Below are 11594 nucleotides of genomic sequence, written 5' to 3'. Positions count from 1 at the left end.
TCATGCGGCTGGTCATCGCGCGGTGCAGCGTGGATTACATCGGACGGCTCACGGCGCATCTGCCGATGGCGCCGAGGCTCGTCCTCATCAAGGCGGACGGGAGCGTCAGCATCCACGCCGACGACCGCGCCTTCAAACCGCTCAACTGGATGAACCCGCCGTGCAAGCTCAAGGAGGACGGCGAGACCTGGACGGTCACCCACGGCAAGACCGGCGAGAAGCTGGTCCTGACCATGGCGGAGATCATCCACGACTCCAGCCACGAGCTGGGCGTCGACCCCGGCCTGATCAAGGACGGCGTGGAGGCCCACCTCCAGGAGCTGCTGGCGGAGCACATCACGACCCTGGGCGAGGGCTACTCGCTGATCCGCCGCGAGTACATGACGGCCATCGGGCCGGTCGACATCCTGTGCCGCGACGCGCAGGGCGCGACGGTGGCCATCGAGATCAAGCGGCGCGGCGAGATCGACGGCGTCGAGCAGCTCACCCGCTACCTGGAGCTGCTCAACCGCGATCCGCTGCTCGCGCCGGTGCGCGGGGTGTTCGCGGCGCAGGAGATCAAGCCGCAGGCGCGCGTGCTGGCCGCCGACCGGGGCATCGACTGCGTCACCCTCGACTACGCCGCCCTGCGCGGCATCGAGCCGGAGAACCCGACCCTCTTCTAGCCCTTCCCGGCCTCCTGGCAGGCCGGGATTTCCCATGGCCTGACATTCCTGTGTTGACACGTCTCTCATGGACGTTCTAGTTTCGACCTATCGAGATTGGAGTGTTCATGGACGTTCCCGCGTATCTCAGCGGCGACCTGGCGCCCGTCCCCGACGAGATCGAGGCGCACGACCTGGAGGTCACGGGCGCGCTGCCCGCCGAGCTGACCGGGCGCTACTTCCGCAACGGGCCCAACCCGCGGCCGGGCGAGGATCCCGGCCACTGGTTCGCCGGGCACGGCATGCTGCACGGCGTCCGGCTGCGGGACGGGCGGGCCGAGTGGTACCGCAACCGGTGGGTGCGGACCAGCAAGTTCACCGACGACGCGCCGTTCGTCTCCGACACCGGCGTCGATCTCGCCGCCGTGACCGCCAACACGCACGTCGTCCGGCACGCCGGGCGCATCCTGGCGCTCGTGGAGAACGGCCTGCCGCACGAGGTGACGCCCGAGCTGGCCACCGTGGGCCCGTGCGACTTCGGCGGACGGCTGACCACCGCGATGACCGCCCACCCCAAGCACGACCCGCTCACCGGCGAGCTGCACTTCTTCGGCTACGGATACTTCCCGCCGTTCCTCACCTACCACCGGCTCTCGGCCGCCGGCGAGCTGGTGGAGAGCAGGGAGATCGAGGTGCCGGGGCCGACGATGATGCACGACTTCGCCGTCACCGAGCACCACCTGCTCTGGCTGGACCTGCCGGTGGTGTTCGACCTGGACCGCCGCGGCATGCCGTACGCGTGGGAGGACGACTACGGCGCCAGGATCGGCGTCACCCCCCGGGCGGGCGGCCCGACCCGCTGGTTCGACGTCGACCCCTGCTACGTGTTCCACGTCGGCAACGCCTGGGAGGACGAGCGGGTGCGCGTCGTCCTGAACGCCGCCCGCTACTCCCCCGGCGCGTGGTCCGCCGTCTGGAAGCAGATCGGCGGCGCCGCCGACCCGGCCCGGCACGCGGGCGCCGCCGGCGCGGCCGCCCTGCACCGCTGGACCCTCGACCCGGCCACCGGCACGGCCACGGAGGAGGCGCTGGACGACCGCGGCGTGGAGTTCCCCACGTTCAACGAGGACCTGCTCGGCCGGCCCAGCCGCCACCTGTACACGGTGGGCGCCGACGCCGTCGTCAAGTACGACCTGCGCGACGGCTCCGCCCAGGTCAGGAAGACCGGCGGCGCCACCGGCGAGGCCGTGTTCGTGCCGGCCGAGGGGGCCGCGGGCGAGGACGAGGGGTGGCTGCTGTCGATCGTCACCTCCGGGGAGTCGTCCGAGCTGCTGGTGCTGGACGCGAGCGACCTGTCCGGCGTCGCGTCGGTGCGGCTGCCCAGGCGGGTGCCGGCGGGCTTCCACGGCTCGTGGTTCGCGGAGGGCTGACCGGTGGAGATCAGGCAGTCCGACGACTTCGAGGCCGCCGGCGACGCGCTGGCCAGGGCCTTCCACGACGATCCGGTGGTCTGCTGGCTGCTGCCCGGCGGCCATGGCGCGGCGGGGATGTTCACCACGATCGCCCGTCACCTGCACGGGTTCACCGACACGGCGCTCAGCGGGGGCGGCGCCGTAGCGGGGGCCGCGCTGTGGGACCCGCCGGGCCACCGGCCCGACATGGAGGCGGCCGTGCCCGGCCTGGTGGCGGCCATGGGCGACCGGGTGCGCCAGGGGCTGGTGCTGGAGGAGGAGTTGGCCCGGCACAAGCCGGAAGGCCCCTACTGGTACCTGGCTCAGCTCGGCACCGTGCCCGAGCTCCAGGGCACCGGCGTGGGCGGCGCGCTGCTGCGCGCGGGCCTGGCCAGATGCGGCGGCCTGCCCGTCTACCTGGAGAGCAGCAAGGAGTCGAACGTGCCCTTCTACGAGCGGTTCGGGTTCGCGGTCACCGAGCGGTTCACGCTGCCGGACGGGCCGCCGGTGTGGGGGATGCTGCGCCCGCCCCGGAGCTAGTAAGCGACGGCTTACCGGTTTATCGTGACGCCATGACCACGCTGACGTTCGACTCACTGAACCCGGCTACCGGCGAGGTCGTCGGCAGTCACCCCAAGAACGACGCCCAGGCCGTGCGCGAGGCCGTGACCAGGGCCGAGACGGCCGCGGAGTGGTGGGCGGGCCTGCCCGCGGGCGAGCGCAGGCGCCGCCTGCTCGACTACAAGGCGGTCATCACGCGGCGCCTGCGGGAGCTGGCCGCGCTGGTGCACGAGGAGACCGGCAAGCCGGTGGGCGACGCCACGCTGGAGATCGTGCTGGCCGTCACGCACCTCGACTGGGCGGCCCGCAACGCCGCCAAGGTGCTGGGCCGCCGCCGCGTGGCGACCGGCATGCTGGGGCTCAACCTGGCCGCCACCCTGGAGTACCTGCCGCTCGGCGTGGTCGGCGTGATCGGCCCGTGGAACTACCCGGTGTTCACCCCCATGGGGTCCATCGCGTACGCGCTGGCCGCCGGCAACGCGGTCGTGTTCAAGCCCAGCGAGCTCACCCCGGGCGTGGGCGTGCGGCTGGCGGAGCTGTTCGCCGAGTCGGTGCCCGAGCAGCCGGTGTTGCAGACGGTGACCGGGCTCGGCGAGACCGGCGCGGCGCTGGCCGCCGACCCCCGGGTGCGGAAGGTGGCCTTCACCGGCTCGACCGCCACCGCCAAGCGGGTCATGGCGGCGTGCGCGGAGAACCTCACGCCCCTCGTGGCCGAGTGCGGCGGCAAGGACGCCTTCATTGTGGACGCCGACGCCGACCTGCCCGCCGCGGCCGACGCCTGCCTGTGGGGCGCGATGTCCAACGCGGGCCAGACCTGCGCGGGCGTCGAGCGGGTCTACGTGGTGGACGCGGTGTACGAGCCGTTCATGCGGGAGCTGTCGGAGCGGGCCGCCGAGATCAAGGCCGGCCAGGACTACGGCCCGATCACCATGCCCGCCCAGATCGACATCATCCGGCGGCACATCGACGACGCCACCAAGTCCGGAAAAGTGGTGACCGGCGGCCCCGGCTCGGTCCGGGCGCCGTTCGTCGACCCGGTCATCGTGGCGGACGTGCCCGAGGACTCCCCGGCCGTGCGCGAGGAGACGTTCGGGCCGACGATCACCGTCCGGCGCACCCGCGACGCGCAGGAGGCGCTGGAGCTGGCCAACGCCTCGGCGTACGGGCTGGCGGGCACGATCTTCTCGCGGGACGCGCGCCGGGCGACGCGGCTCGCGCGCGCGATGCGTACCGGGATGACCGCCGTCAACTCGGTCATCTCCTTCGCCGGGGTGCCCGCGCTGCCGTTCGGCGGGGTCGGCGACTCGGGGTTCGGCCGCATCCACGGAGCCGACGGCCTACGCGAGTTCACCAGGCCGAAGGCGGTCTCCCGGCAGCGCTTCGCCCTGCCCGGCATGAACCTGACCTCGTTCAGGAGGGGCCCCGACGAGCTTGAGCGACTGATCAGGCTTGTCACGTTCTTGCACGGACGACGTAAAAGATAATCATCGCACTCTTTCCCAAATCCGATCATCCGTCCATAATTGTGTGCTCTGGGGGCCACGATCATGTTGGACGGGTGGAATGTGAACCGGTCTTACCGGGGAATGTCGGCTGAGCAAAGGCTGGCGGACAGACGCGAGCGGCTGATGACGGCCGCCTACACGCTATACGCGAAACCAGGTTTCGCGGCGACGACCATCGAAAGATTGTGCTCGGAGGCGCGGATCTCCAACCGCGCCTTCTACGAATGTTTCGGCGGCCGCGAGGAGTTGCTCCAGGCGCTGCACGAGCGGTGCGTGGAGGAAAGCCTCGCGGTTGTGGCCAAAGCGTTACAGGAGGCGCCGGGCACGCTTGACGGAAGAGTCAAGGCGGGGATTCGCGCCTATATCGAGTTCGCCGCCGCCGACTGGCGGCGGGCCCGCATCATGCACCTGGAGGTGCGCAGGTCGGGTGACGTCCTGACAGCCTCGCGTCAGCGGGCGGTGGACTCCTTCGCCCGGCTCGTGGAGGAGGCGTCGGCGGATTTCCCGCAGGCCGGCTCGCTGAATCGGCGCCTGGTGGCACTTGGCGTAATTGGCGCGCTGCAAGAGCTGCTGATCGAATGGATACTGGCCGACCAGCAGCCCGCCATCGACGATCTGGTCGAGGTGGCGGTGCACATCTTCATCCGCAGCCTCAGTCCGTCGTGACCCGCCGATTACCCGCAGTGATGGGGTCACAGAATAATCACTTTCACAGTTCTTTCCGAGTGCCCACGCCCGTGATAGCGGGCCAGCCGAAATCTACATTCCTTCTATATTCGGCTCGTGAAAGGGCACGGGCGACGGCTGATCGGCGCCCGGCCCCGATATGTGACCTCAGGCCACCGCGGCCGCGGGAACCTCGACGAGCAGGACCCGATTCAGCCGGGTCACCGCCAGGATCCGCATGATCCGCGGGGGCACCCCCCGAAGAACGAGGCGGCGTTGCACGCTGATCGCGCGCCGATGCGCTCCGACCAGCACCCCGAGCCCGGTGGCGTCGATCATCTCCAGCTTGGAGAGGTCGAGGATGAGGTCGCCCTCGCCGGCGTCGAGCGCGGCGTGCAGCCGCTCGCGCACGCCGGCCGACGTGCCGGCGTCGAGCCGGGCGCCGATCCGCACCGTCTGGCCTCGTGGATTGCGCCGGACGCGCATGCCACCTCCTCAATCACGCACACGGCGTGTGGTCGCCGGGATCGAAACCCCCGCTCCACCTCCCCTACCCATCTATCGGGAGTGACACGACAGCCGTCAGCAGGAACTGTCCGTCGCCGGTGGGACGGGCCGTCATGCGCCCGCCCACGGCAGCCATCCGCTCGCCCATGCCGGTCAGCCCGCTGCCCAGGTCGTCGGCCTGCCTGCGGGCCACGCCGTCGTTGCGCACCGCCAGTTCCGCCTCCTGGTCGGTGAACCGCAGGGTGATGTCGCAGAAGGTCGCGGCGCTGTGCTTCAGCACGTTCGTGACGGCCTCACGCACCGCGTAGGCGAACACCGGCGCGACCCCGTGGGGCAGCTCGCGGTGCGGCAGGCGCACCTCGCAGCGGACGCCGGCCGCTTCGAGCACTCCCTTCACGCTATTCAGCTCAGCGGTCAAGTCAAGTTCGCGGTAGCCGCGCACGGCCTGGCGCAGCTCCCGCAGGGCCTTGCGGGTCAGCGTGTTCACCTCCGCCATCTCGTCCCTGGCGGCCTTGCCGTCGGCGTCGGCCAGGCGTACGGCCAGCTCGGTCTTGACGGCGATGGCGGACAGCTGATGGCCGACCAGGTCGTGCAGGTCCCTGGCGAAACGCAGCCGCTCCTCGGCCAGCGCCAGCCGGGTGTGCGCCTCGCGGCCGTCGTGGGCCTGCACGGCCAGCGACCAGATCCAGGCCCACATCCTGTTGGTGCAGGGCAGCGCCGTGGCCCACACGACGTCGAGGGCGGCGATGACGAGCAGCGAGACGAGGAAGGAGTCACCGCTCAGCGCCAGCAGGCCCGTCCCCCCCAGCACGGACAGTGCGCCGAGCCCGACGCAGGCCGCGCACGTCGCCGCGCCCAGCGCCAGCGCCCGGCGCGCGGGCAGCCCGATCACCACCACCGACAGCCAGACCATGGGCACGAACCCCCAGCCCATGGGGTCGGCCCCGCCGAGCAGCGCCGCCAGGAACGCCAGAGCGCCGGTCCACACGACCTCCCTCGTGGGATACCGGCGCTCCATGACCGCGGCGACGACGCGTACGTAGAGCCAGGTGAAGCCGAGTGCCGCGATCGTCGCGAGCAGCAGGCGCGGCCAGCCGGCCGCCCCCGAGCCGAGGCTGAAGACGGTCGACGCGATCAGGAAGATCCACATGATCACGAGCGTCGAGTTCAGCATCCGGCGGGTCAGCCGCCGCGCCCGCGTGATCGCGTCCATCTAGCCCGCGCGCAGCACGTCGCCGAGCTTCAGCCGGGCGCCCGTGCGCAGCACCGCCCGCTCGTAGACCTTGGCGCCGAACGACAACACCGCCAGCACGGCCACGGCCATCGCCGCCATGGACGCCGCCACCTGCCACATCGGCACGTCCGCCGCCGCCATCCGGACCGGCATGATCATCGACGAGAACGGCGGGATGTAGGACATCACCGTGGCCAGCGTGCCCGTGGGGTCGTTGGTGGCGTAGAAGGCCACGAAGTACGTGACCATGATGAGCATGGTCAGCGGCGACATCACACTGCTCACCTCCTCCTGGCGGGAGACCAGCGAGGCGAACGCGGCCGCGAGCGTGGCGAAGAACGCGTACCCGAGCACGAACCAGACCAGGACGGCGACCACCAGCCCCGGCACGCCCGGCGGGAAGTCGGCGGCGAACCCCGACACCGACGTGGCGACCAGGCCGACGGCGAGGATGGTGAGCAGGTTGATCAGCCCGAGCACGCCCAGCCCGACGATCTTGCCGCCGAGCAGCTGCCACGGGCGCACCGCCGCGAGCAGGATCTCCACGATCCTGCTGCCCTTCTCCTCCACCACGCCCATCGCCACCATCATGACCTGACCCATGAGCAGCATGAACAGGACGAGCACCAGCACCACGGCGATGCCGGTCTTGGCCGCCTGGTAGCGGGTGTCCACGCCCACGGAGACCATCTGCAGCGGCGGGATCGTCACCCCGGCCGCGCCGAGCCGCATCTCCCGGTTGGTGCTCTGCATGAGCACGCCGAGCTTGCTGTCGATCTCGCCGTCGGTGAGCACCTTGTCGCCGTTGACCAGCACCGCGTCCACGTCACCGGCCAGCACGGCCTTCTTGGCCGCGGCCTCGTCGGGGAAGGAGCGCCACTCGAACTCGGCGTCCGGCGCGGCGGCCTTCAGCGGTAGCTGCTGGGAGTTGACCGTGCCCAGCGTGTACGAGTCGTTCCCGCCCATGATCTTGGGCGCGAAGGAGACGGCCGCCACCAGCAGCGCGGTCACCAGCAGGCCGACCAGGAACGTCTTCGTCCGAACCTGCGTGACGATCTCGCGGCGGGCGACCAGCATCAGTCCGTTCACGCCACGGCCTCCTTGAAGATCTCGGTGAGGGTCGGCTGCTCGACCCCGAAGTGCTCGACGCGGCCCGCCTTCATGGCGCGGCGCAGGATCTCCTGGTCGTCGCCCTCGGTCGTCCGCAGGGTGTGCAGGTCGCCGTGGACGGTCACCGTGCCCGGCAGGCCGTCGGCCCAGCCCGGGGCGGGGTCGCGGACCTCCACGCGCAACGTGTCGCCCTCGGCGGCGCGCAGTTCGGCCACCGTGCCTGTCGCGACCATCCTGCCGCCGGAGACGATGCCCACCGAGTCGCACAGCCGCTCCACCAGGTCTAGCTGGTGGCTGGAGAAGATCACCGGCACGCCGCTCCGGCAGCGTTCCTGGAGCGCCCCGGCCAGGGCGTCCACGGCGAGCGGGTCGAGCCCCGAGAACGGCTCGTCCAGGACCAGCGCCTCGGGGTCGTGCACCAGCGCCACGGCGAGCTGCACGCGCTGCTGGTTGCCCAGCGACAACGTCTGCACCGCGTCGCCCCTGCGCTCGGTCAGCCCCAGCCGCTCGATGAGCTCGTCGGCGGCCTTCTTCGCCGCCGCCGGGGCGAGCCCGTGCAGCCGGCCGAAGTACTCGATCTGCTCGCTGACCCGCATCTTCTGGTACAGCCCGCGCTCCTCGGGCATGTAGCCGAACCGCGTGCGGTCGTCGTAGCCCAGCGCGCGGTCCCGCCAGCGCACCGAACCGGAGTCGGCCTGGAGCACGCCCATGACGATGCGCATCGTCGTCGTCTTGCCCGCACCGTTCGCGCCCACGAAGCCGTACATCTCGCCCGGACGTACCGTGAAGCTGATCCCGTCCAGGGCCACCTTGCCGCCGGGGTTGTCGGGACCGCCCGCGAAGCGCTTGCGCAGCTCGCTGATCTCGAGCATCAGGTCCTCTCTCTCGTCATGAGTAGATTGTGGCTTTGGCGGCGTTCGCCCTGGTAGTCGTGGAAATCATGGACGCGACATGGAAAGCGCGTCCCGTTCGGATGACATTTGTCATTACGCTGGGCTCATGACGCGTGCCGACAAGGACAAGCCCGTCGTCCTCTCCCGCATCTACACCCGTACGGGCGACGACGGCACCACGAACCTGAGCGACATGAGCCGCGCGGCCAAGACCGACACCCGGCTGGCCGCCTACGCCGACGTCGAGGAGGCCAACGCCTGCCTGGGCCTGGCCCTGTCCCACGGCACCCTGTCCGCCGACCTCGTGGCGCTCCTCGTGCGCATCCAGAACGAGCTGTTCGACGTGGGGGCCGACCTCGCCACACCGGTGGTGGACGAGCCGGAGTTCCCGCCGCTGCGGGTGGAGCAGTCCTACATCGACCGGCTGGAGGAGCAGTGCGACCGGCTCAACGCCGAGCTCCAGCCGCTGCGCAGCTTCATCCTGCCCGGCGGCGACCCGGCCACGGCCGCGCTGCACCTGGCCCGGGTGACCGTACGCAGGGCCGAGCGCACCACGTGGGCGGCGCTCGAGGCCCACGACGACGTCAACCCGCTGACCGCGAAATACCTCAACAGGCTGTCCGACCTGCTCTTCATCGCCTGCCGGGTCGCCCACGGCGGCAACGAGATCCTCTGGAAGCCCGGCGGCACCCGCTAGGCGACGTCGAGGTACGCGCTGGGCGGCGCCGACTCCAGCCAGGCGAGGAAGCCGGTGAGGGCGTCGGCGCTCATCGCCAGCGACAACCCGCGCGTCGTGCCGCCGCAGTCGACGGCGTAGAGGCCGCCGTCGATCTCCCGCCGGGCGGAAACGACGAGGCCGCGCCTCGCGATCGCGTGGCGCGGCCTCAGTCGGACGCCCATGAGCGGAATCCAGTGGAGCTCACCGTCGGCGTAGCGGGCAACCCCGCTCTGCCACCCTCGGCTGCCTGCTTTCAGCCGACAGGGTACGCTCCCGCGCGAACGGGCGAGCGTCACCCCTCGCAGGACCACGAGGGCGACCAGCAGCAACAACAAAACCGAAACCGTCGCCACCATGGCCGCCCCCCTGAATCCCGTTGTATGTATTAAACCTCTTCGCCCGCCGCGCGCAGCCGGGCCCTGGCCCGCTTCGCCTCGATCGCCGCGTCGGCGTCCTCCTGGTTGGCCTCGATCGAGGCCTGAGCCCGGTCGAGAGCGTCTCGGGCGGCCGCGACGTCGACCTCGGAACCGAGCTCGGCGACCTCGGCGAGCACCGACACCTCATCATCGGCCACGGAGATGAACCCCCCGTGAACGGCCGCGACGAGCTCGGGCTCACCTTCCCGCTTGACGCGCAGCACGCCGCCCTCGACGAGGACACCGAGCACGGGTGCGTGTTGCGGCATAATACCGATCTCGCCGTCAACGGTCTTGGCAATCACCATGTCGGCCTCGCCCGACCAGATCTCACGCTCGGGTGAGACAACCCCTACGCGTAGCTTCGCCACTTCGTCAGGTTCCTTTCCGATCAGGTAGCGGCACGGGTTCTCCCACCCGTGCCACTACCGTAGGGCGATCAGCGACGCTCGAGTTCCTTGGCCTTGGCCACGGCCTGGTCGATGCCGCCGACCATGAAGAACGCCTGCTCGGGCAGGTGGTCGTACTCGCCGGCGCACAGGCCCTTGAAGGAGGCGATCGTCTCGTCCAGCGGGACGTTCTCGCCCGGCTGGCCGGTGAACGCCTCGGCGGCGTACATCGGGTGCGACAGGAACCGCTCGATGCGACGGGCCCGCTGCACGGTGACCTTGTCCTCTTCGGACAGCTCGTCGATACCGAGGATCGCGATGATGTCCTGGAGCTCGCGGTACTTCTGCAGGATCCGCTTGGTCTCCTGGGCCACCCGGTAGTGCTCCTCGCCCACGACCTGCGGGTCGAGGATCCGGGAGGTGGAGTCGAGCGGGTCCACCGCGGGGTAGATGCCCTTCTCCGAGATCGGCCGGGACAGAACGGTCTGCGCGTCGAGGTGCGCGAACGCGTTGTGCGGGGCCGGGTCGGTGATGTCGTCGGCGGGCACGTAGATCGCCTGCATGGAGGTGATCGAGTGACCGCGCGTCGAGGTGATGCGCTCCTGGAGCACACCCATCTCGTCGGCCAGCGTCGGCTGGTAACCCACCGCGGACGGCATGCGGCCGAGGAGGGTGGAGACCTCCGAGCCCGCCTGCGTGAAGCGGAAGATGTTGTCGATGAACAGCAGCACGTCCTGCTTCTGCACGTCGCGGAAGTACTCCGCCATCGTCAGCGCGGACAGGGCCACCCGCAGACGGGTGCCCGGCGGCTCGTCCATCTGGCCGAAGACGAGCGCGGTGTCCTTGAGGACGTCCGCCTCCTCCATCTCCAGCCAGAGGTCGTTGCCCTCACGGGTGCGCTCGCCGACGCCGGCGAACACCGAGGTGCCACCGAAGTTGCGGGCGACACGACGGATCATCTCCTGGATGAGAACCGTCTTGCCCACACCGGCGCCGCCGAACAGGCCGATCTTGCCACCCTGCACGTACGGGGTGAGCAGGTCGATGACCTTGATACCCGTGACCAGCATCTCGGTACGGGACTCGAGCTGGTCGAAGGGCGGGGACGGCCGGTGGATGCCCCACTTCTCGGTGACCTGGAGCGAAGCGGTCGGCACGTCGAGCGACTCGCCGAGCGCGTTCCACACGTGACCCTTGACGACGTCGCCGACGGGCACCGAGATCGGGTGGCCGGAGTCGGTGACGGCCGTACCGCGGACCAGGCCGTCGGTGGGCTGCATGGAGATGGCGCGGACCAGGTTGTCACCCAGGTGCTGGGCGACCTCCATGGTCAGGGTCTTGGTCTCGCCGCCGAGGGTCACCTCGACGTTGAGCGCGTTGTAGATGTCGGGCATCGCCTCGACGGGGAACTCCACGTCGACGACGGGCCCCTTGACGCTGGCCACACGACCGGCACCGGCCGACGTGGGCTCAACAGTCTCAACAGCCTCTGCAGTCATT

13 protein-coding genes are annotated in these 11594 nt (G+C 70.3%); 6 read left to right on the top strand and 7 right to left on the bottom strand.

Translation table 11 applies throughout. From position 1 onward, the window contains the following. Nucleotides 1-2: 2 nt before the first annotated feature. From nucS to ABT158_RS02385, 5 genes are all read left to right on the top strand, one after another. A complete protein-coding gene (gene nucS, locus ABT158_RS02405) occupies nt 3-665 on the top strand; it encodes an endonuclease NucS (protein WP_352350024.1) in 663 nt (220 codons plus the stop codon). A 107-nt stretch (nt 666-772) separates the two neighbouring features. After that, on the top strand, nt 773-2074 hold the full coding sequence (locus ABT158_RS02400) for a carotenoid oxygenase family protein (protein WP_352350022.1): 1302 nt from the start codon (nt 773-775) through the stop codon (nt 2072-2074). Nucleotides 2075-2077: 3 nt separating this feature from the next. Next, nucleotides 2078-2635, top strand: coding sequence for a GNAT family N-acetyltransferase (locus tag ABT158_RS02395; protein ID WP_352350020.1), 558 nt, complete (start codon nt 2078-2080; stop codon nt 2633-2635). 32 nt (nt 2636-2667) lie between these two features. Continuing rightward, on the top strand, nt 2668-4140 hold the full coding sequence (locus tag ABT158_RS02390; protein WP_352350018.1) for an aldehyde dehydrogenase family protein: 1473 nt from the start codon (nt 2668-2670) through the stop codon (nt 4138-4140). Between the two features lie 144 nt (nt 4141-4284). Further along, nucleotides 4285-4827: a TetR/AcrR family transcriptional regulator gene (locus ABT158_RS02385; protein ID WP_352350016.1), complete on the top strand. Its 543-nt coding sequence runs from the start codon at nt 4285-4287 to the stop codon at nt 4825-4827. 168 nt (nt 4828-4995) lie between these two features. Here the strand turns inward: ABT158_RS02385 and ABT158_RS02380 are convergent, their stop codons facing one another. The 4 genes from ABT158_RS02380 to ABT158_RS02365 all read right to left on the bottom strand — a co-directional run bounded on the left by ABT158_RS02380 (nt 4996) and on the right by ABT158_RS02365 (nt 8550). Beyond that, complete coding sequence (locus tag ABT158_RS02380) at nt 4996-5313, bottom strand: STAS domain-containing protein (RefSeq protein WP_352350014.1); 318 nt, start codon at nt 5311-5313, stop codon at nt 4996-4998. Between the two features lie 64 nt (nt 5314-5377). After that, on the bottom strand, nt 5378-6547 hold the full coding sequence (locus ABT158_RS02375; RefSeq protein ID WP_352350012.1) for a sensor histidine kinase: 1170 nt from the start codon (nt 6545-6547) through the stop codon (nt 5378-5380). Next, nucleotides 6548-7657 (bottom strand): ABC transporter permease, encoded by a 1110-nt coding sequence (locus ABT158_RS02370; RefSeq protein ID WP_352324280.1) that lies wholly within the window; start codon nt 7655-7657, stop codon nt 6548-6550. After that, nucleotides 7654-8550: an ABC transporter ATP-binding protein gene (locus ABT158_RS02365; protein WP_352350010.1), complete on the bottom strand. Its 897-nt coding sequence runs from the start codon at nt 8548-8550 to the stop codon at nt 7654-7656. The genes ABT158_RS02370 and ABT158_RS02365 overlap by 4 nt, the downstream gene beginning before the upstream one ends. Nucleotides 8551-8677: 127 nt before the next feature. On the opposite strand from ABT158_RS02365, the gene ABT158_RS02360 reads away from it, so the two are divergent. Continuing rightward, a complete protein-coding gene (locus ABT158_RS02360; protein WP_352324278.1) occupies nt 8678-9268 on the top strand; it encodes a cob(I)yrinic acid a,c-diamide adenosyltransferase in 591 nt (196 codons plus the stop codon). Here ABT158_RS02360 and ABT158_RS02355 read toward each other — a convergent pair. From ABT158_RS02355 to atpD, 3 genes are all read right to left on the bottom strand, one after another. Then, nucleotides 9265-9645, bottom strand: coding sequence for a DUF2550 family protein (locus tag ABT158_RS02355; RefSeq protein ID WP_352350008.1), 381 nt, complete (start codon nt 9643-9645; stop codon nt 9265-9267). The two genes, ABT158_RS02360 and ABT158_RS02355, sit on opposite strands and share 4 nt — an antisense overlap. Nucleotides 9646-9674: 29 nt before the next feature. Then, nucleotides 9675-10076, bottom strand: coding sequence for a F0F1 ATP synthase subunit epsilon (locus ABT158_RS02350; protein WP_080042501.1), 402 nt, complete (start codon nt 10074-10076; stop codon nt 9675-9677). A 68-nt stretch (nt 10077-10144) separates the two neighbouring features. Then, nucleotides 10145-11593: a F0F1 ATP synthase subunit beta gene (gene atpD, locus ABT158_RS02345; protein ID WP_352350006.1), complete on the bottom strand. Its 1449-nt coding sequence runs from the start codon at nt 11591-11593 to the stop codon at nt 10145-10147. Nucleotide 11594: the final 1 nt, after the last annotated feature.

Origin of the sequence: Nonomuraea sp. NPDC001636, from assembly GCF_040298265.1 — a bacterium.
GTDB lineage: Bacteria > Actinomycetota > Actinomycetes > Streptosporangiales > Streptosporangiaceae > Nonomuraea.
This window is presented reverse-complemented; position numbering and strand designations above follow the sequence as displayed.